General features: G+C 67.1%; 20 protein-coding genes. 12 read left to right on the top strand and 8 right to left on the bottom strand.

The genetic code is table 11. The features are described from left to right. Positions 1–260 precede the first annotated feature (260 nt). The 7 genes from AB0H61_RS07160 to AB0H61_RS07130 all read left to right on the top strand — a co-directional run bounded on the left by AB0H61_RS07160 (position 261) and on the right by AB0H61_RS07130 (position 5,346). Positions 261–503 (top strand): hypothetical protein, encoded by a 243-nt coding sequence (locus AB0H61_RS07160; RefSeq protein WP_357300369.1) that lies wholly within the window; start codon positions 261–263, stop codon positions 501–503. Then, complete coding sequence (locus AB0H61_RS07155) at positions 500–943, top strand: hypothetical protein (protein WP_357300367.1); 444 nt, start codon at positions 500–502, stop codon at positions 941–943. Before AB0H61_RS07160 ends, AB0H61_RS07155 begins: the two co-directional genes overlap by 4 nt. A gap of 486 nt (positions 944–1,429) precedes the next feature. Further along, on the top strand, positions 1,430–1,603 hold the full coding sequence (locus AB0H61_RS07150; protein ID WP_357300365.1) for a hypothetical protein: 174 nt from the start codon (positions 1,430–1,432) through the stop codon (positions 1,601–1,603). Positions 1,604–1,923: 320 nt separating this feature from the next. Then, positions 1,924–3,723 carry a PspC domain-containing protein gene (locus tag AB0H61_RS07145; RefSeq protein WP_357300363.1) on the top strand — a complete coding sequence of 600 codons (1,800 nt, stop codon included), beginning with the start codon at positions 1,924–1,926 and terminating at the stop codon, positions 3,721–3,723. Beyond that, entirely contained in the window at positions 3,716–3,934 is a 219-nt protein-coding gene (locus AB0H61_RS07140) for a hypothetical protein (protein ID WP_357300362.1), read from the top strand. Before AB0H61_RS07145 ends, AB0H61_RS07140 begins: the two co-directional genes overlap by 8 nt. A gap of 79 nt (positions 3,935–4,013) precedes the next feature. Further along, positions 4,014–4,175, top strand: a complete 162-nt coding sequence (locus tag AB0H61_RS07135) for a hypothetical protein (RefSeq protein ID WP_357300361.1) — start codon at positions 4,014–4,016, stop codon at positions 4,173–4,175. A 163-nt stretch (positions 4,176–4,338) separates the two neighbouring features. Next, on the top strand, positions 4,339–5,346 hold the full coding sequence (locus AB0H61_RS07130; protein ID WP_357300359.1) for an alpha/beta hydrolase: 1,008 nt from the start codon (positions 4,339–4,341) through the stop codon (positions 5,344–5,346). A gap of 6 nt (positions 5,347–5,352) precedes the next feature. Here AB0H61_RS07130 and guaA read toward each other — a convergent pair whose 3' ends face one another. After that, complete coding sequence (gene guaA, locus AB0H61_RS07125) at positions 5,353–6,930, bottom strand: glutamine-hydrolyzing GMP synthase (RefSeq protein WP_357300357.1); 1,578 nt, start codon at positions 6,928–6,930, stop codon at positions 5,353–5,355. 60 nt (positions 6,931–6,990) lie between these two features. On the opposite strand from guaA, the gene AB0H61_RS07120 reads away from it, so the two are divergent. Then, positions 6,991–7,791 carry an alpha/beta hydrolase gene (locus AB0H61_RS07120; RefSeq protein ID WP_357300355.1) on the top strand — a complete coding sequence of 267 codons (801 nt, stop codon included), beginning with the start codon at positions 6,991–6,993 and terminating at the stop codon, positions 7,789–7,791. A 56-nt stretch (positions 7,792–7,847) separates the two neighbouring features. On the opposite strand, the gene AB0H61_RS07115 is transcribed toward AB0H61_RS07120, so the two are convergent. Continuing rightward, positions 7,848–9,011 (bottom strand): GuaB3 family IMP dehydrogenase-related protein, encoded by a 1,164-nt coding sequence (locus tag AB0H61_RS07115; RefSeq protein ID WP_357300353.1) that lies wholly within the window; start codon positions 9,009–9,011, stop codon positions 7,848–7,850. Positions 9,012–9,373: 362 nt separating this feature from the next. Beyond that, a complete protein-coding gene (gene guaB, locus AB0H61_RS07110; protein WP_357300351.1) occupies positions 9,374–10,918 on the bottom strand; it encodes an IMP dehydrogenase in 1,545 nt (514 codons plus the stop codon). 226 nt (positions 10,919–11,144) lie between these two features. Between guaB and AB0H61_RS07105 the strand changes: the two genes are divergently transcribed. Further along, positions 11,145–11,555, top strand: a complete 411-nt coding sequence (locus AB0H61_RS07105; protein ID WP_040704598.1) for a DUF5319 domain-containing protein — start codon at positions 11,145–11,147, stop codon at positions 11,553–11,555. Positions 11,556–11,894: 339 nt separating this feature from the next. On the opposite strand, the gene AB0H61_RS07100 is transcribed toward AB0H61_RS07105, so the two are convergent. The 3 genes from AB0H61_RS07100 to AB0H61_RS07090 all read right to left on the bottom strand — a co-directional run bounded on the left by AB0H61_RS07100 (position 11,895) and on the right by AB0H61_RS07090 (position 14,640). Continuing rightward, complete coding sequence (locus AB0H61_RS07100; RefSeq protein WP_357300350.1) at positions 11,895–12,905, bottom strand: anti-sigma-D factor RsdA; 1,011 nt, start codon at positions 12,903–12,905, stop codon at positions 11,895–11,897. Positions 12,906–12,996: 91 nt separating this feature from the next. Further along, positions 12,997–13,575: a sigma-70 family RNA polymerase sigma factor gene (locus tag AB0H61_RS07095; RefSeq protein ID WP_357300348.1), complete on the bottom strand. Its 579-nt coding sequence runs from the start codon at positions 13,573–13,575 to the stop codon at positions 12,997–12,999. 147 nt (positions 13,576–13,722) lie between these two features. Next, positions 13,723–14,640 carry a hypothetical protein gene (locus AB0H61_RS07090; protein ID WP_357300346.1) on the bottom strand — a complete coding sequence of 306 codons (918 nt, stop codon included), beginning with the start codon at positions 14,638–14,640 and terminating at the stop codon, positions 13,723–13,725. Between the two features lie 622 nt (positions 14,641–15,262). On the opposite strand from AB0H61_RS07090, the gene AB0H61_RS07085 reads away from it, so the two are divergent. The 3 genes from AB0H61_RS07085 to AB0H61_RS07075 all read left to right on the top strand — a co-directional run bounded on the left by AB0H61_RS07085 (position 15,263) and on the right by AB0H61_RS07075 (position 16,847). Beyond that, entirely contained in the window at positions 15,263–15,556 is a 294-nt protein-coding gene (locus tag AB0H61_RS07085) for a WhiB family transcriptional regulator (protein ID WP_040704593.1), read from the top strand. Between the two features lie 465 nt (positions 15,557–16,021). Beyond that, complete coding sequence (locus tag AB0H61_RS07080; protein WP_357300584.1) at positions 16,022–16,597, top strand: sigma-70 family RNA polymerase sigma factor; 576 nt, start codon at positions 16,022–16,024, stop codon at positions 16,595–16,597. 1 nt (position 16,598) lies between these two features. Beyond that, the gene (locus AB0H61_RS07075) at positions 16,599–16,847 is read left to right on the top strand and encodes a hypothetical protein (protein ID WP_357300345.1); all 249 of its coding nucleotides are present in this window, start codon (positions 16,599–16,601) and stop codon (positions 16,845–16,847) included. Between the two features lie 201 nt (positions 16,848–17,048). On the opposite strand, the gene groL is transcribed toward AB0H61_RS07075, so the two are convergent. Further along, positions 17,049–18,659 (bottom strand): chaperonin GroEL, encoded by a 1,611-nt coding sequence (gene groL / locus AB0H61_RS07070; protein WP_357300344.1) that lies wholly within the window; start codon positions 18,657–18,659, stop codon positions 17,049–17,051. A gap of 110 nt (positions 18,660–18,769) precedes the next feature. Beyond that, positions 18,770–19,072 (bottom strand): co-chaperone GroES, encoded by a 303-nt coding sequence (groES, locus tag AB0H61_RS07065; RefSeq protein WP_014349218.1) that lies wholly within the window; start codon positions 19,070–19,072, stop codon positions 18,770–18,772. Positions 19,073–19,531: the final 459 nt, after the last annotated feature.

The following is a 19,531-nucleotide window of genomic DNA, read 5'->3' as shown; positions in this document are numbered from 1 at the left end:
ATCCGGGGGTGGCCCATGGCCGCATCATCCGAAATCGCCGCGCTCATCGCCGAGGACGACGACCTACTCGATCGCACTGTGCCGCCTCACGGTTGGCCGCACGAGGCGCGCGACCACGCGCTCAGCGTGCCCGAGGCGCACCAGGCAATGCAGCGCCACGCCGCGTGCACGATCGAGTTGTGCACCCGCAAGCGCGGTGCATACCGTGCGCTCGTCACGGCCGGGCACATCACACCGGACGAGCGCGCAGCGAGGTTCCTGTGCGGCGCGACGAACACGCCCGTCAGGGCGAGCCGGTCGACGAGAGCCCGATGGGATGGCTACAGCGCGGGGACGGCTCATGGTGGGCGGTCGACGAGTTCGGCGTCACGCACCCCGTCACGCTCGGCCTGGAGACCGACGAAGTCGACGCGGACGTCGTGGCCGCGCTCGCTGCGATTGGTCAGTACGTCGCGATTGACGTTGACCCGCTGCATATCTCGTACGTCGACGGCGCGCGATGACGGCGGCGATTGCCGAGAAGTACCGACCCGACCGGCGAGACGTCGGTGTGCGGCGGTACTACAGCCTCGGGTCGTTCGCGATGCTGAGCGGCACACCGTACGAGCAACTGCTCGCGTGGCGCCACGGTCCGCGGGTGTGGGTTCCATCGCCCGATATCGAAATCGGCCGGTGGCCCGGCTGGTCGCTGCCGTGCGTCCGGATGTGGTCGCCGGACGCACCGCCGTTCCGGCGCCCTCGCACGGCGATGTTCGTCGAGGCGGCCGAGATGATGCGCCACTACCGCACAACGCGCGAAACGTTGTGGGCGTGCATCAGCAACGGGTCGATTCCGGCGCCGGTCGTCTGGATCGACGACCGGCCGGGGTGGCTGTCACCGGGTCGAGCGCTATCGCTCGCGTGGCGCGGCCGGATGAAGCCTGCCACCTCACGGGAGCACTAAGCGCGCGCAGCCCTTTTCCAGACTCAACAAGGAACGAAAATGCTATCTCGCTGTAACACAATCATTTTCGTCGGGATCCTCGGCTCCGCCGCGCTCAGCATCGCACCGGCCGGTGCACACCTGGAGTTCATCGCCGCCAAGTCTTGTGGTTTCGAACTCACATATAGTCGGCTATCCGTGTACCAGCCGGAGGTCAAGGGAAATGGTGTCGCCCAGTGCGACGGGCCACCCGAAGAGCACATCTTGACCCTGGCGCTGGAATACCTCCAGGGCGGCACGCCGCCTATATCACCGATGCCGCGATCCCACCGGGGCCGCCGAATTACAGGTCCTACGAGGTGAGCGCAGCCTGTTACGCGGGAACCTGGCGTGTCAATATGAGCGTGACAGGCCGCATCCAAGGAAACCCGTTCGTGTTCAGCGACCACTCGGGAACGCGCGACATCCCGACCAGCCGATGCCCGAGCCGATGAGAGGAAATCTCTGGTGCCGAACCTTGACATGAGCAAGTCCCGGGAGTTGCGGGACAAGATCCAACCGATCTATGAGGAAGCGGCAGCCCTGCTCGGTGCCGAGCATCCAGCAGCGGTGTCGCTGCAACGGGCAGCGACCGAACTCGCCGCCGCCGCGCCCGGCCCTCGACGCTACGGCGACCACTGAACCGCATGAGAACGACAGAAAGCGCTCGAGCGCGGCGCGCCGTGAATAAGATGCTTGGCCGCTGAGTCCAGACGTCCGAAACGCGCCCCGCCCAAGAGGGGCAAATTCGGCGGGGCGCGTTCATGTTTCATAAGGTCGGCTTATAACAGGTCGTATGCCTCCTGCTTCCCAGAACGGACCGGTATACGGCAGGTTGTTCGCGTTGTCGCGCCTTCTCTACCTCGGACGAACCACCTCTACCATGCGACCGCTTGGTCCAATTAGATCCGGAGAAGTTTCAGGGTTCCCCCCGATGCGCCGGGGCGCCGTCTCGGCCGACCATGGAAAACATGACGAAAACGAGCTTCGGTGAGCAGCTCCAGCAGATCTGGCACACGCGGCCGGTACGGTTGCCGCGGCAGGGGCCGGTCGCGGGCGTCGCGGCCGGGTTCGGTCAGCGATACAACATCGACCCCGTACTGGTGCGAATCGCGTTCGTGGTGTCGACGCTGTTCGGCGGTGCGGGGATCGTGCTCTATCTCGCGGCCTGGCTGATGTTCAGCCAGGCGGGCGATGAGACCTCGGCGGCCGAGTCGCTGTTCGGCAAGGGCCACAGCTCGCAATCGCAGACCAAGACCGTAGTACTGATCGTGGCGCTGGCCATCGCGGTGAGCACCATGGGTCCGTTCGGGGTGGGTCTGGCGGGCTCCGGGTTGATCAGCCTGGCGCTGATGCTCGCGGGCTGGTGGATGCTGTACATGCGGACACCGCAACCACCGCCCGGCACCAGCGGGCTCGACAACTACGGCTTCGACGGTGGGCTGACCGCGACCGGCTACCCCGGCGCCGTATTCCCGACCGGCGCCACCGGCAGCTTCTACGCGCCGGAGACCCCGCCCACGAATATGTACACGCCCTATACGAAGCTGCCGGACGCCTACATCCCCGATGCATCGTTCGCGCACCACACACCGCCCGTTTCGGAGCAGACCGATGCCGAGACCGCGCTAAACGCCGATGCCGTGAATGTGCAGTTACACAAAGGCGATGCCGAGACAGTACTGCTCGACAAGAACGACTCCGAGACGGTACTGCTCGACAAGGACACGTCCGAGACAGCGGTACCCGACAAGAACGACTCCGACACCGCCGTACTCGACAAGAACGCTTCATCGACAGCGAACGATCCTGCCGCGCAGGGCACTCCGCTCATCTCTCCGGCCACCGCAGGCCCGGCCACCGACACCGCGGCCGGTACCGACACTGGGACCGCAGCCAGGACCGGGTCCGGCAGTGCGCAAACTCCCGCGAGCACCACGACACCGGCCGAGGACACCACTGGGCCATCGCTGATCAAGAATGCCGACGGGAGCCCGGCCGAGGGCCCCGGCGCGAAACCCTCCGAGTCCGCACCGCAACAGCCCCCGACCCGCACCGTCGAACCGGCGCGCCCGGCCCTCAGCGGCGGCCCGACCCCGCCATCCTGGGATCCGCTCGGCGTCGCGCCGCTGGCGTGGGACCTTCCCGACCCGAGCCCGGTCCGCACCGTCGTCGCCCCGCCCGCCAAACGCCCGCGGTCCCGGCTCACCCCGGTGGTACTCGGCCTCGCCATCCTGGCCGCGGCAGGGGCCGGTGCGGCCGCCGCCTCCGGCGTCGAATGGATGACGCCCGGTCGGATCGCCGCGGTGGCGCTGGCAGTGGTCGGCCTCGGCCTGGTACTCGGCGCATTCCTGCGCCGCGGCTACGGGCTGCTGGTGGTGACCGCCCCACTCGCCGGATTCGTCCTGCTCGCCTCGTTGGTCGGCCCGATCGAATTCGACCAGGCCACCATGGGTGACCGCACCTGGGCGCCGACCTCCCTCAGCGATTTGCAGGCGGAGTACCACCTGTCGATGGGTGAGGGCACCCTCGATCTGCGCGGACTGAACCTGACCGAGAACCGGTCCGTGGATCTGTCGGTACAGATGGGCGAGGCCCGGGTCCTGATCCCCGCGGGCATGACCGTCAACACCCAGTGCAATGTCGCCATGGGAGACGAGTCCTGCCCCAAGGGCATTACCGGCCCGAACACCCCCGGCGCCCCCGTGCTCGATCTCAATGTCGATGTCCGAATGGGTGAGGTGGTGGTGGAACGTGGCTGACAACACCGAACACACCGGAACGACCGAGCGGCGCGGCCCGTCGGCATCGCTGCTGCTCGTCGGCCTGCTGGCCCTCGCGGTCAGCGCCTGGGCCCTCTTCGGACCCGCCACGATGAACTCGGGCGGCGCACTCTCCTTCGGCTGGGTCGTCGTCATCGCCGCCATCGTCGTCGGCGTCGTCCTGGTGATCTCACCGCGCAAGCGCCGCTGACCGATATCCGACCGAATCCATGAGAAACGACCCGCCCTCGCCGGACGGGTCGTTTCACGTCTCATTTCAGGAGAATCCCATGACCGCACCGCATTTCGAGAGACCCGATACGGACCACGACCGGGGTGATCGCCCGCGGCCACCGGTCACCGAGCGGCCGCAGCCCGGAGTCCGGCTCGGCGGCATGCTGCTCGGCCAGCTGGTGCTCGGACAGGCCAGGCCCCGCCCCGCAATCGAGTGAATTCCGGCCCGAACGGCGCAGGACCCGAGACCGATACGGCGAGACGAGTTTCCTTGCGCGAAGCCGGAAGCCGATCCCGCCTCGGAGGTCACCGGGTGCGTACGAACGAATCGGACTGCTATGTTGAGCGGGATTTGTTCGATCGCACCATCGGGGGGACACGATGGACCGACTTGCGGCCCGAGCCGATGCCTACGACAACCTTCCTGCCGAGGACCGGCACCGCGCGAAGGTCGGCGGCATCGCTGACCTGCGACATCACCTCCGGCAACGCGCCGAGGAACTCCGCCACGCCATCGGCGGCCACATCTTCGGCGGCCTGTTCACCAATGAGGATGCCGAACTCGACCTGGTGACAACGAAACTCGCCGATCTCGTGGAGATCGAGAAACTCGTCGACACCAATCCCGAGGGCTATCTGCTGCACCTGGACACCACCGGCACGCGAACGAAAGCCGTTTTCGCCGTCGGCGACCCGGACACCGCCGACCATATCGCGGTCATCACACCGGGTTTGAACACCACCGTCGGCGCCTGGCTGGGCACCCTGATCCGGGAAGTCACCGGTCTGCGCGACGAAGCGCACCGCGCCCTGCGTCACGCCGGCCGAACCGATACCGTCGCCACCATCGCCTGGCTCGGCTACGAACCACCCTGCCTGACAGGCGGATTGGACGACCTGGTGTGCGGCGGTATGGACGCCCTCTTCGATATCGAGGCCCGCGCGGGCGCACCGGATCTGGCCGATTTCTACTCCGCGCTCGCCCGCAACTCGACCCGCGCCGTCCCGCACCTGGTCGCCCTCGGCCACTCCTACGGCTCGCTCACCACCAGCCTTGCCCTGCAACACAATCCGGTCCACCCGGTCGACGACGCCATCTTCTACGGTTCACCCGGGCTGTACGCCGCCGACGCCACCGATCTGGCCCTGCCGCCCGGTCGCGCGTACCTGGCCGAGGCCGACCGCGACTGGGTGGCCGACACCGGCTGGTTCGGCGGTGATCCCGCCGACGGCGACTTCACCGCCCTGACGACCCACGCGGGTATCGGCTACGACGGCGCACCGCGCCGGACCGTTACCGGCCACAGCGAATACGCCCGCGCGGGCACCGTCACCGCCCACAACTTCGCCATGCTCATCGCCGGCCTCCCGGATCTGCTGATCCGGTAGCGGCGATCACTCCCACTCGATGGTGCCCGGCGGCTTGCTGGTCACGTCGAGGACAACCCGGTTGACCTCCGGCACCTCATTGGTGATGCGGGTCGAGATGCGCTCCAGCACGTCGTAGGGCAGACGGGTCCAGTCCGCGGTCATCGCGTCCTCGCTGGAGACCGGGCGCAGTACGATCGGATGCCCGTAGGTGCGGCCGTCACCCTGTACGCCGACGCTGCGCACATCCGCGAGCAGCACCACGGGGCACTGCCAGATCTGACGGTCGAGTCCGGCCGCGGTCAGCTCCTCGCGGGCGATCGCATCGGCCTGGCGCAACGTGTCCAGCCGATCGCCGGTCACCTCACCGACAATACGAATGGCAAGGCCGGGACCCGGGAACGGCTGGCGCGCGACGATCTCCTCGGGCAGGCCGAGCTCGCGTCCGACCGCGCGGACCTCGTCCTTGAACAGCAGGCGCAGCGGCTCGACGAGGTCGAACTCCAGATCGTCGGGCAGACCGCCGACATTGTGATGCGACTTGATATTCGCGGTGCCGGTGCCGCCGCCGGACTCCACCACATCCGGGTAGAGCGTGCCCTGCACCAGGAATTCGACCTGCGGCGTCGCACCGTCGGTGCCGTGCTCGGCGACGACCTCGCTCACCGCGTCCTCGAAGGAGCGAATGAATTCCCGGCCGATGATCTTGCGCTTGTCCTCCGGGTCGGTGACGCCCTTCAGCTCACCGAGGAACTTGTCCACCGCGTCGACGGTCACCAGTCTGGCGCCGGTCGCGGCGACGAAATCCTTCTGCACCTGCTCGCGCTCCCCCGCACGCAGCAGGCCGTGGTCGACGAAAACGCAGGTCAGCCGGTCACCGATGGCGCGCTGCACCAGCGCGGCGGCGACCGCGCTGTCCACACCGCCGGACAGGCCACAGATCGCGTGGCCGTCCCCGATCTGCTCGCGCACCGCCGCGACCAGCGAGTCTGCGATATTGGCCGGGGTCCAGGTGGCGGGGATACCGGCGATCTCGTGCAGGAAGCGGCTGAGCACCTGCTGGCCGTGCGGCGAGTGCAGCACCTCGGGGTGATACTGCACACCAGCCAGACGGCGGGCACGATCCTCGAATGCGGCGACCGGAGCGCCCGCGGTGGTGCCGGTGACCTCGAAGCCCTCCGGCGCGTCGGTGACCGCGTCGCCATGGCTCATCCACACCGGCTGAATGGTGGGCAGGCCACCGTGCAGCAGACCGCCGTCGATATTGAGCTCGGTGCGACCGTATTCGCGGGTGCCGGTATGCGCGACGGTGCCGCCGAGCGCCTGCGCCATGGCCTGGAAGCCGTAGCAGATGCCGAAGACGGGCACCTCGAGATCGAACAGCCGCGCATCCAGCTGCGGCGCGCCCTCGGCGTACACGCTGGCCGGGCCGCCGGACAAAATCACCGCGAGCGGCTGTTTCTCCGCGATCTCCTCCACCGTCATGGTGTGCGGGATTACCTCGGAGAAAACACTCGACTCCCGGACCCGCCGGGCGATCAGCTGGGCGTATTGGGCGCCGAAGTCGACGACGAGGACCGGTCTCTGGGATTCTGCCACTGTCATAGTCTAAAGAGCGTCCAAATCCTCCCGCGCACCCCCGCACCGCTGGTTATCCTCTTGCTCGTGCCATTCGCCCGTGCGATAGACGCCGACATCCACTACGAGGACAGCGGCGGGGACGGTCCGGTGGTGTTACTGGCACACGAATTCTTCATGGACCGAACCATGTTCGCGTCTCAGATGGCCGCGCTCGCACCGGAATTCCGGATCGTGTCCTGGGATGCGCGCGGGCACGGGCGCACCAGGGATCAGGGTCTGCCGTTCACCTATTGGACCGCCGCCCGCGACGCGCTCACCGTGCTGGACCATCTGGGCGCCGACCGCGCCGTGGTCGGCGGCACCTCACAGGGTGGTTTCACCGCACTGCGCACCGCGCTCATCGCACCCGAGCGGGTCTCGGCGCTGATTCTCATCAGCACCGAGGCGCACGGCCCGACGCCCCAGCAGTCCACCGCGACCCAGAAGTTCCTCGACGACTGGTACGACGACGACTCCAGACCGAACGCGGTGAACCAGCTGGCGTCCTGGCTGATCGGCGACGACGACTGGTACCGCGACATCTGGACCAAACGCTGGCTGGCGCGGGACCGCCACGACATCGAAGTCGCCGCGGGCTGCCTGCTCGGCCGCGATTCGGTGGTGAACCGGCTGCGCGAAATCACCTGTCCGGCGTTGGTGATTCACGCCACCGACAGCGGGATCGCGCACCACCGGGCCAAACGCCTGGCACAGGATCTGACCGCCGCCACCTACGTGGAGATCGCGGGCGCTCGCCTCGCGGTGACCATGACGCACCCCGAACCGGTGAACCACGCCATCCAGCAGTTCCTGCGCGATCGGATCGCGCCCACCCACGTGCACTGAACCGGAGCGTGGGTGAAAGCTCCCCGCCGAGAGGAACTCTCACGCACGCGACAGGCTCACGCGCGGACGCTGAGACCGACCTTCTGGAATTCCTTGAGGTCCGAGTAACCCGCCTTGGCCATCGAACGGCGCAGGCCGCCGACCAGGTTCAGCGAGCCGAACGGATCGTCGGACGGACCGAAGAGCACGCGCTCCAGGCTCGGGCGCACCGGCTCGCCGACACTTTCCCCGCCCAGATCCCACGGATCGTCCACATGCAGCAGCGAACCGCGCGGCACGGACGGATGCGCGGCGGCCGACGGCCAGTACCAGCCGCGGCCCGGCGCCTCGGCGGCCGCCGCCAGCGGAACGCCGAGCATGGCGGCGTCCGCACCACAGGCGATGGCCTTGGCCAGCTGACCGGAGGTGGCGACATCACCGTCGGCGATGACATGCACGTAGCGGCCCCCGGTCTCATCGAGGTAGTCGCGGCGCGCGGCGGCGGCATCGGCGATCGCGGTGGCCATCGGCACCCCGATGCCGAGCACCTCACCGGTGGTGGTCGCACCGGGGAAGGAGCCGTAACCGACGATCACGCCCGCCGCGCCGGTGCGCATCAGGTGCAGCGCGGTGCGGTGATCGCTCACACCGCCCGCGACCACCGGCACATCCAGTTCGGCGATGAAGGTCTTGAGGTTGAGCGGCTCACCGTCGCCGACATGCTCGGCGGAGATGATGGTGCCGTGCACCACCAGCAGGTCGATACCCGCCTGCACCAGGGACGGGGTCAGCGCGCGGGCGTTCTGCGGGCTCACCCGCACCGCGACGGTCACCCCGGCGGCACGCACCTCGGCGACCGCGGCCGCGAGCAGATCCGGCTGCATCGGCGCGGCATGCAACTCCTGCAGCAATGCGACCGCGCGCTCGTAACCGCCCTTGCCGACGAGCTCCAGCAGCTGATCGATCTTCGCCTCGACATCGGCGTGCCGGGCCCACAGCCCCTCACCGTTGATCACCCCGAGTCCGCCGAGGCGGCCCAGCTCGATGGCGAACCTCGGCGAGACCAGCGCATCGGTGGGATGGGCCAGGAACGGGATCTCGAATCGGTAGGCGTCGAGCTGCCAGGACAGCGACACCTGCTTCGACGAGCGGGTACGCCGCGAGGGAACGATGTCGACATCGTCCAATTCGTAGGTACGCCGGGCCGTCCGGCCCATGCCGATCTCGACCATGTCGCGCACGTCTATGTCCTCCTGTGTTTTCGGCCGCGCGGGCGCGGCGGGTTCGCGGCCCTGGATGTCTCGCGTCCGAGCGGCCGAGACTCGCGACTTCGTCGCATGCGCTTCGGCCACTCGGACGCGAGACGGCCGCGAACGGTCGCTCGTAAGACTCGCTCCGGACGGGGCCGGGTCCGGCGGGGTCGGATTCTATCCGCGCCGGTGAGTCGGGCTGGCTTTGTCAACCAGTCCACGCGAGCAGGTCAATCATGCACCGACCATCTGGTCTTGTACACGACGGTCGAGCCGAGTATCGGCCGCGAGCCCGCCTGGGCTATCTCAGCCGACTCGGCGCGCCGGGTGTCGGAGCGCCGAATCCGGGTCCGTCAGGCGCGACCAGTGTAGTTCGGGGCCTCGACGGTCATCGTGATGTCGTGCGGGTGGCTCTCCTTGAGCCCGGCCGCGGTGATCTGCACGAACTGCGCCTCCTGCAGATGTGCGATCGTCTGCGAACCGGTGTAGCCCATGGCCGCCCGCAAACCGCCGACAAGCTGATGGATCACCTGGTTGACCGGACCGCGGAATGGCACCCGGCCCTCGATACCCTCGGGCACCAGCTTGTCCTCGGCGAGCACGTCGTCCTGGAAGTAGCGGTCCTTGGAGTAGGACTTCGCCTGACCGCGCCCCTGCATCGCGCCCAGCGAGCCCATGCCGCGGTAGCTCTTGAACTGCTTGCCGCCCACCAGGATCAGCTCACCCGGCGATTCGGCGGTGCCCGCCAGCAGCGAGCCGAGCATCACGGTGGACGCGCCCGCCGCGATGGCCTTGGCGATATCACCGGAGAACTGGATGCCGCCATCCGCGATGACCGGCACACCGTGCGGCTTGCAGGCGGCGACGGCCTCGAGGATCGCGGTGATCTGCGGCGCGCCGACACCGGCGACGACACGGGTGGTGCAGATGGAGCCGGGACCGACGCCCACCTTCACCGCATCCGCGCCCGCCTCGACCAGCGCGAGCGCACCCTCCCTGGTCGCCACGTTCCCGCCGACGATCTGAATGCGATCGCCGACCTCGGCCTTGACCTTGGTGACCATCTGCAGCACACCGGCCTGATGGCCGTGTGCGGTATCGACGATCAGCACGTCCACTCCGGCGTCGGACAACATCATGGCGCGCGACCAGGAGTCCTCACCGACACCGATCGCGGCGCCGACGAGCAGCCTGCCGTCACGGTCCTTGGTGGCGTTCGGATACTGATCGGTCTTGACGAAGTCCTTGACGGTGATGAGGCCGCGCAGCCGGCCGTTGCCGTCCACAATCGGCAGCTTCTCCACCTTGTGGCGACGCAGCAGACCCAGTGCGGCCTCCGCGGTCACGCCCTCCTTGGCGGTGATCAGCGGCGCTTTGGTCATCACGTCGGCGACACGGCGGTCCTGATCCACCTCGAAACGCATATCGCGATTGGTGATAATGCCCACAAGCGCGCCGGTCTCGTCCACCACCGGAAGACCGGAGATGCGGAACCGGGCACACATGGCGTCGACCTCGGCCAGCGTGTCGCTGGGACGACAGGTCACCGGATCGGTGACCATACCCGCCTCGGAGCGCTTCACGGTCTCCACCTGCGCGGCCTGATCGGCGGCGGCCAGGTTGCGGTGCAGCACACCCATGCCGCCCGCGCGCGCCATCGAGATGGCCATCCTGGCCTCGGTGACGGTGTCCATGGCGGAGCTGACCAGCGGGGTGCGCAACCGGATCTCCCGAGTGAGCTGGCTGGAGGTCTCCACCGAACTGGGGATGAGATCCGATGCGGCAGGCAGCAACAGCACGTCGTCGAACGTGAGGCCGAGCATGGCGATCTTGTTCGGATCGTCGCCACCCGTAGGGGGGCGGACTGCGATTCGTTCGCCCGGTACGGGATTACTCATTCGGATCGACCCCTCCTGGACGTCGAAAGCGAGAGACGCCGGAGGGACCGGCGTCGCGCACAACTGATGGGATGGACGGTAACGGCGACCTCAGCGTGTCGGGTACTGGGCGACGCCTGCCACCCATGGTATCTGTCCCGCAAACTCGTCGATGACTGAGCCCATCACCGAAACTGGCATGCCGCATCGCTGGCGCAGACCACCCTGTTCTGCGTACCGTGGGTGTGTGCGTGACCATCTACCACCTGGCTTGCCGCCGGATCCGTTCGCCGGAGACCCCTCCGACCCGTCCGCCGCACTCGATGCCATCGAGCCCGGCGAACCGCTGGATCCCCACGAGCGCCTTGCGGTCGAGGAGGATCTCGCCGATCTCGCCGTCTACGAGGCGCTACTCGCGCACCGCGGTATCCGCGGACTCGTAGTGAGTTGCGAGGATTGCAGGCAGGATCACTACCACGACTGGGACATGCTCCGCGCCAACCTGCTTCAGCTGCTGGTGGACGGAACCGTCCGCCCGCACGAGCCCGCCTACGATCCGACGCCGGAAGCGTATGTCACCTGGGATTACTGCCGGGGATATGCGGATGCCTCGATGAACGAGGCCTTTCACGGCGACGGATTCGACGGATTCGACTAGCTCCCCCGCCTCCCCGGAACTTTTGCCGGTCGTAGGGGGATGGTGACTCTTGCGCCGGGCCGGGGGTGATGTGTGAATCGGATTTTGGGTGTACCCGGTGAGTTACCCATGTGCTTGCGAAATCAGTTGTCGGGTTCCGATCCCTAGCGCACACGGGGTCGGGATTCGAAATACGTGGGGCTCGGAACGACAAAGCCGACCGCCTTCGGGGCGGTCGGCTTTTTGCGCGTTATTTGCTGGGTGGAATCGGACGATTACCGATGACCTTGGTCACCTATGACCTTGGTTATCGAGGGCGGGACGACGGGGTCGTCCGATCGCGACCGGCGGGAGAATTGATCAGCGAGGCTGACCGGGGAGGGTGAAGGGGAGGGTCGGGATCGTAATGCCGCCCGGGTTGTTCTGGGTGGGAACCTGGTTGGTGGGCGGGGTGGGGAGTTCCACACCGCCGGTCCCGGTGCCGGTGCCGTTACCAGTGCCGGGTGATGAGCCCACGGTTGACGGCGAAGTCTGAGTCGGCGGCTCCTGCGTGGTCGGATTCGTCGGCTCCTGGGTGACCGGCGGGGCCGTTGTCGTACCCGGCTTGGTCGGCGCGGTGGGCTCCTGGGTGGTCGGCAGCGTGGTGGCCGACGAATCGACCGGCGCCTGCAGGATGGTGTTGTTCGGCGTCGTTTGACCCGCGGGCTGCGAGGGCTTCGACGTTGTGGTGCTGCCCGATCCCGCGGTGGGCCGCACCTCGGTCGGCTTCGTAATCGCCTCCACCTGGTTCGCCAGCTCGGGCGAGTTCTTACGCAGCTCGGCGAGCAGTTGCTCCCACTCGATCTGTAGCTGGGTGCGCTTCGCCTGATCGCTCACCTGCGTGACATTCGCCTGCGCAGCCTCCAGCTGCTCCTTGGCCAGTGTCGGACTACCTTGCGCGAGAGCCTGTTTCGCCTGATCCATCTGGTTGCCCGCGCGATTGACGACGGTGGTCTGGGCCTGTTCGCTGAACACGACCTCCTTGACCCGCCACAGCGGACCGCCCGGCTCGGCGTTGTACGAGAACGCCGTCAAACCGCCGATAACCAGTGCCAGCGCGGCGGCGGTGCCGAGAATGGGGCGCACCAGCCTTAGTCGTCCGTTGGTCTGGGCCCCGACTCGCACCTTGCGCGCGCCGATCTCCTGATTGACCGCGGCGACCACCGCGTCGAGATCGGGTGCGGTCGGCAGCGGCGGCTCGACGAGCTCGGCACGCCAATCCGCGAGCAACGCCGCGAGTTGGAACTCCTCAGCGCTGTCGGTCTGCACCGGCCCTGCACTCGAGATGGCGTCGATCAGCGCATCGTCACGGCGTACCGCAGCGATATCCACCGGTCCGGAGTCACCAGAACCCCCGGCGTAGGGACCGCTGTTTCGCGATCCACGTCGCGCTTTCCAGTCGCCCCGACCGCGCTCGCCATCCCTAGCCATACATTTCACCTGCCCTCGCCACTTGTGACTTGAGTTTCGCGAGCGCCCTGTGCTGGGCCACCCGTATCGCACCCGCCGTACTGCCCACGGCGACCGCGGTTTCTTCCGCTGACAAACCCATAACCAAGCGCAGAATCAGGATCTCTCGATGCTTCTCAGGAAGCGTTGCGAGCAAACGGTTCATTTGCCTGCTCGTTTCGGATTCGAGAGCTCGTTGTTCCGGCCCTTGGTCGGTGGATATGACATCTGGTACTTCGGCCATCGCCTCCGCCTTGTTACGGGCGGCATTTCGATGTGCGTCGGCGACCTTGTGCGAAGCAATTCCGTATACGAAGGCCATGAAGGGCCTGCCCTGGTCCTGATACCTGGGCAAGGCGGTCATCACAGCCAGACATACCTCCTGCGCAACGTCGTCCGCGGAGAGCTGTCCGCGCTCCGCCGCTCCGATCCGCGCACGGCAGTAACGAACTACCAGCGGGCGGATGAGCTCCAGTACCTGAGCTAAAGCGGATCTGTCGCCCTGCGCAGCGGCAGTGACGGCGAGGTCCAACTCTTCGCCCGTGTGCGTCATCGTCAGCGAGATTCCTGGCGTTACAAGTGGCACCGGCCCGATGACCTGTGCTTCCGCCCGAGCGGCGGAACGGGTCTAACAATAGCGATACAACCCACACCGCTGGGCAACACGGTGGGTTGTCGCTGCAACCGCGCAGGTTGGGGCTCAGCGAGCGCCCATCGGCCGAAAGTGCCCGCCACGTCCGGCAATAGCCGCGGCGTGCACCGCGGCTTCGGTCGCGGCATCCGGGTCGCCGAGGCCGGAACGCAGCATCGCGCAGGCCCAGCCCAAGGGCAATAGGCCGTGTTCACGGCACTGGACGGCAACGATCTCGGCTTCCGCTGAGGCCGCATCGATATCCCCGCGTGTCGCGGCGGCCGCGGCGACCAGCAACCGGGACTTGACCCGGTGCCGCACCGACGGGCACCGCTGCGCGAGCGCCGACGCCGCTTCCGCATGTGTCGTCGCCCACTCCGGGAGGCCCGAAGCCAGCGCCGTCTCCGCGCTGACCCAGTGCCAGCGGATCCGGGCGCGTGGATGGTGCGCGTCGAGGGCGAGTGCGCCGCGCCGCAGCAGGCGGGCGGCCAGGGTCAGCCGGCCGGTGCCGAGCGCGTCGGCGGCGAGGCCGGTCAACGCGTCACAGAGCGCGTCGACCCGGTCGGGGCGAGCCGCGAATTCGGCGAGCGTCGATACCTCGGGCAACGCGGACAGGTCGGGCAGCGCATCCGTGTCGACGGGCTCCGCTACCGCCCCGGCCGGTTCGGTTCCACCGACGAGTGCGACGGCTCGGCCGTCGGCCACCGCGGCCTTCGCATGCCAGCCCAGTTGACGCAGCAGCGAACCCTCGGTGCTCGCGGCCAGCGACCGCAGCACGGGATCGGCGGTCAGCGCGCGCAGTGCGCGCAACTCGGCGCGGGCTCCGGCGTAGTAGCCCTGCCCGCCGAGAATCACCGCCCGGCGCCACGAATCGACGGCGTCGGAAACGACCGGCAACTCGGCAGCGCCGAGGCCGGGCCGGTCGCCGAAGGCCGCCGCAGCGAGTACTTCAGAACGGATATCCAGGAACGGAGCGGGCGCGAACACGGCCGAAACTCTATCCCGGGCACCGCCCCCACCCCCCGCGAGAAAGCCTCGACGACCACCGGCAACCGCTCAGCATTTCTGGTACGGAGCCGTGTTTCCATCAGGTAAAACTCGTACCAGCATTGCGAGATCAGCATCGATGTAAATTCACATGCGTTTCGCGTAATTAACCTGTATGCCCCGTTTCCGCCATCTCACACCCCCCAGCCGGAAGCATCCACGGTGGCCACCGACACTCGTGAGTAGTCACTGCTACCGCATCGGCATCTTGTGAGCTCTCACAAAAATCGACCCCTACCAGGGGAAACGCAACCCGCCCCAGGCCAGATGAGACCCAGCCGCCCACTGGCCAACCGAACAGTATCGCCGGAGCCATCGTAAAAAGTAAACACCGGTCAGGTTAAATCTCGCCGTAGTGAATTTTGAAAACCGATGCGTCGAACTATTGACGGAATTTCGCGGCTGGACCTAACGTAGCTCATCGCCACGGTCGGCGCCGCGCGAAATTGCAGCGACCGAGATGGCGAGCCTCGGCCAACCGCCACCCCGCCCGCGGCCCGAGAAACCTTGCAGAACAAACTGCTCGACAACGCTGACGAGCTCGCATCACGAGGAGTTCACCATGCCCATGCCGACCCACCTCCCCGGGCCGAACGCCGACGTCTGGGATTGGCAGATGCGAGGCTCATGCCGGGGACAGGACTCCGCGGTGTTCTTCCATCCGGACGGCGAGCGCGGCCGCGCTCGCACCGCGCGCGAGATGCGCGCCAAGGAGATCTGCCGTAGCTGCCCGGTACTTATGCAGTGCCGGAGCCACGCGTTGAAAGTCAGCGAGCCCTACGGCATCTGGGGCGGCATGTCGGAGACCGAGCGGGAGATGCACGCGCGGCGCAATCGGCGCCGCATGGCCGTCTGATAACACCGCGTCCAGGCGGGCGATGAATCCGCCCCCATCCGGATAGCGCGGCGCGCCGAATGCCTAGCAAACAACCGGCCACTGCAAGACGAGATGCGAGATCACCGGCCGAACCGTTGACGGCACAGCGCCGTTGGGGTTCGTATCCGACAGCCGGCGCACCGGCATCACGCGGTCACCACCGTTTAGCCGGCTGCTACGGCGGCCAGAAGCCGCGCACCATTGTCGGATCGGCGTTGCAAGGGATGCATCGGCGTGTCGCGGCGTGTCTATAGCGAAATCGCCCGGCGTGTCGCCATTTTCCACATGTTGCTGGGCGACAGCCAGTCTGCCGAGACCCCAGCGGAAGGGAGGCTATAGCGGCGCGCTACGGTAGTGACCGATGACACAGAATGGAGCGTTGTGACAACGCGGCAGCCGGCCGCAGAGGGCGACTCGTTCCGAAGAGAAGCCATCCCACAGAGTGTGGACTCTGCGATGTCGGCACGCGCAGCCGAAAGTATCGAGCTCGCCGCCCTTTTGCATCGATGCGGCCAGTCCGATCAGCAAGCTTTCGCCGAACTGTACGACCGGACGTGTGCGCGCGTTTTCGGTCTGGTGCTTCGGGTCTTGCACGATCCGGGGTACGCGGAAGAGACCACTCAAGAGGTCTATCTCCAGATCTGGCGCACCGCAGCCAGTTTCGATCCCGCGAAGGGATCGGCCGTGACGTGGCTCATGACGCTCGCCCATCGGCGGGCGGTCGACCGGGTGCGCGCCGAGCAGGCACATACCCAGCGTGAAGTCGCCTACGGGATAAGGGTTCTCGGTAACGAATTCGATGAGGTCACCGAAGAGGTGGAGCGAAGGCTCGAACAACAGGCCGTCCTCGAAGGGTTGACGACGTTGACCGATACCCAGCGGGAGGCCATCTCGCTCGCCTATTACGGCGGGCGAACCTACGCGGAAGTTGCCACCTACCTCGGCGTAGGGCTACCGACCGTCAAGTCCCGTATCCGGGACGGACTGACACGACTGAAGAAAAGTTTGGGGGTGACGTGAGATGAACGAAGCCCAGATCGATCTCGCGCACACCGTCGCGCTCGGATCGATCGACGACGAAGACCATCACGCGGTACAGGAACTGCTCGACAATGAAGACCCCGCGCTACGTGCGGCGTTCATCGCCGAAGTGCAACAGACAAAGAATGTTCTGTGCGCTCTCGCGGTGACAACGGCTACTCAGCCGCCCGCCGCACTGCGTGGTCGACTGCTCGCGGCCATCGCCGAGCAGCCTCCGGTAGCGTCGTAGCGCCACGCGGCGTCGGCATCCGCCGCGCCGAACACCTTCGCCCGCCGTCGACCTCGGTGTGCGCCCATCGCTCTGCCGATGTGAAGCGCCCGATCACGACGACCCGACCGACCACGGCGGCTCCGCGACCGGACCCACAGACGAAGGCCCCCGGACCGAATGGTCCGGGGGCCTTGACTATGTGCTGCCGTCGGGGCGAGCTCAGTGGCTGTGCCCGTGGTGGCCGTGGTCGTTGGCCTCCTCGGCCGGCTTGTCCACGATGGCACTCTCGGTGGTGAGCACCATCCGCGCCACCGACGCGGCGTTCACGACGGCGGAGCGGGTCACCTTGACCGGGTCCACGACACCATCGGTGAGCAGATCACCGTAGGTGAGAGTGGCGGCGTTGAAGCCCTCCTTGCCCTCGGCGACCTTGCTGACCACCACGGCGCCGTCCAGGCCCGCATTGGTGGCGATCCAGAACAGCGGGGCCTGCAGCGCGGTCCGCACCACCTCGACGCCGACGGCCTGATCGCCGGACAGCGAATCCCGCAGCTCGACCAGCTTGGCGGCGGCGTGCACCAGGGCGGTACCGCCACCGGGCACGATGCCCTCGTCCACGGCGGCCTTGGCCGCGCTCACCGCGTCCTCGACCCGGTACTTGCGCTCCTTGAGGGCGGTTTCGGTGGCCGCGCCGACCTTGATCACCGCGACGCCACCGGCCAACTTGGCCAGCCGCTCCTCGAGCTTCTCCCGATCCCAATCGGAGTCGGTCGCCTCGATCTCGCGCCGCAGCTGTGCGCCACGGGCCGCGATGTCCTCGGCGGTGCCCGCACCGTCGATGATCGTGGTCTCGTCCTTGGTGACCACGACGCGCCGGGCCTGGCCGAGCACGTCGATGCCGGCCTCGCGCAGCGTGATACCCAGGTCCGGGTTGATCACGGTGCCCGCGGTGACGACGGCCAGGTCGTCGAGGAACGCCTTGCGGCGGTCACCGAAGAACGGCGCCTTGACCGCGACGGCCTTGATCGTCTTGCGGATGGAGTTGACCACCAGGGTGGACAGCGCCTCGCCCTCGACGTCCTCGGCGATGATCAGCACGGCCTTGCCGGACTCGGCGATCTTCTCCAGCAACGGCAGGAAGTCGGGCAGCGAGCTGATCTTCTCGCGGTGCAGCAGGATGAAGGCATCCTCGAGCACGGCCTGCTGGCTGTCTGCGTCGGTGACGAAGTAGGGCGAGAGGTAGCCCTTGTCGAACTGCACGCCCTCGGTGACGACGAGCTCGGTCTGCAGCGTCGAGGACTCCTCGACGGTGACCACGCCGTCCTTGCCGACGGTGGTCAGCGCCTTACCGACCATCGCGCCGATCTCCTCATCGCGCGAGGAGACGGTCGCGACCTGCGCGATGGCCTGCTCACCGGAGACCGGGGTGGCCAGGGCCAGCAGCGCCTCGGAGACCGCGTCGGCGGCCTTGGCGATGCCGATGCCGACGGAAATCGGATTCGCGCCCGCGGCAACGTTCTTCAGTCCGGCCCGGACCAGCGCCTGGGCCAGCACGGTGGCGGTGGTGGTGCCGTCACCCGCGACATCGTTGGTCTTGGTGGCGACGCTCTTGACCAGCTGCGCGCCGAGGTTCTCGAACGGGTCTTCCAGCTCGATGTCACGCGCGATGGTGACACCGTCGTTGGTGACGGTCGGGCCGCCGAAGGCCTTCGCGAGCACAACGTGGCGACCGCGCGGGCCGAGGGTCACCTTGACGGCGTCGGCGAGCTTGTCGACACCGCGTTCCAGAGCCCGACGAGCCTTCTCGTCGAACTCGATCTGCTTTGCCATAAGTCCTTTTCCTTGGATAGGGCCAGAACGGCACTGCCCCGGCCCCGCTGTAGGGGAACCGGGGCAGTGTCGTTACGACTCGATCCCGGCCGGTCGGCCGGGAAACGCGGTCACTTGCTGACGACAGCCAGCACGTCGCGCGCGGAGAGGATCAGGTACTCCTCGCCCTGGTACTTGATCTCGGTGCCGCCGTACTTGCTGTAGATGACGGTGTCGCCCTCTTGGACATCCAGCGGAATGCGCTTCTCGCCGTCCTCGTCCCAGCGGCCGGGGCCGACGGCGACAACGGTGCCTTCCTGCGGCTTCTCCTTCGCCGTGTCCGGGATGACCAGGCCGGAGGCCGTCGTCGTCTCGGCCTCGTTGGCCTGGACGAGGATCTTGTCCTCGAGCGGCTTGATGTTCACGCTCGCCACGTTGAGCCCTCCACTTTCAGGGGATTTACGGTCGTCCGGAACTGTTGTCCCGGACCATCGATTCGGTCACGGTGACTCTGTAGCGTTAGCCCCGTCGTCGCGGGTGCCGGGACCCCTGCTCAGTAGTCAAAGCTTGGCACCACACATCACACAGTGCCGACTAGCACTCTATACACGAGAGTGCCAGCGCTCAAGGGCGGGCTGTGCCAATGCGTGTCGACCATCCATCGCGCACCGGAACCGCCCACAGCCGCGCGGCCATTTCCGTCGCTTCCGAGGACGTCCGACACCCACTGGACAGGGTGGGTCGACTCGGCCGATGAGGACTTCCTATTACTTCGTTGAATCTGTAACGTTCGGGTAACGGATTGTGACAGTATTGACGACGGTCGTTGTCCGGCAGCCGTGTTCGTCACGAACAGGCGTCGTCGGGAGCGCGGTCGGCGTCACGAAACAGCG

Source organism: Nocardia sp. NPDC050710 (assembly GCF_040654375.1).
Taxonomy (GTDB): domain Bacteria; phylum Actinomycetota; class Actinomycetes; order Mycobacteriales; family Mycobacteriaceae; genus Nocardia.
This window is presented reverse-complemented; position numbering and strand designations above follow the sequence as displayed.

Excerpts from the sequence above, each read along its gene's own strand:
- AB0H61_RS07155 (WP_357300367.1), top strand. The coding sequence starts at position 500 with ATGACGGCGGCGATTGCCGAGAAGTACCGACCCGACCGGCGAGACGTC.
- AB0H61_RS07145 (WP_357300363.1), top strand. The coding sequence starts at position 1,924 with ATGGAAAACATGACGAAAACGAGCTTCGGTGAGCAGCTCCAGCAGATC.
- AB0H61_RS07135 (WP_357300361.1), top strand. The coding sequence starts at position 4,014 with ATGACCGCACCGCATTTCGAGAGACCCGATACGGACCACGACCGGGGT.
- AB0H61_RS07130 (WP_357300359.1), top strand. The coding sequence starts at position 4,339 with ATGGACCGACTTGCGGCCCGAGCCGATGCCTACGACAACCTTCCTGCC.
- guaA (WP_357300357.1), bottom strand. The coding sequence starts at position 6,930 with ATGACAGTGGCAGAATCCCAGAGACCGGTCCTCGTCGTCGACTTCGGC.
- guaB (WP_357300351.1), bottom strand. The coding sequence starts at position 10,918 with ATGAGTAATCCCGTACCGGGCGAACGAATCGCAGTCCGCCCCCCTACG.
- AB0H61_RS07095 (WP_357300348.1), bottom strand. The coding sequence starts at position 13,575 with ATGACGCACACGGGCGAAGAGTTGGACCTCGCCGTCACTGCCGCTGCG.
- AB0H61_RS07085 (WP_040704593.1), top strand. The coding sequence starts at position 15,263 with ATGCCCATGCCGACCCACCTCCCCGGGCCGAACGCCGACGTCTGGGAT.
- AB0H61_RS07075 (WP_357300345.1), top strand. The coding sequence starts at position 16,599 with ATGAACGAAGCCCAGATCGATCTCGCGCACACCGTCGCGCTCGGATCG.
- groL (WP_357300344.1), bottom strand. The coding sequence starts at position 18,659 with ATGGCAAAGCAGATCGAGTTCGACGAGAAGGCTCGTCGGGCTCTGGAA.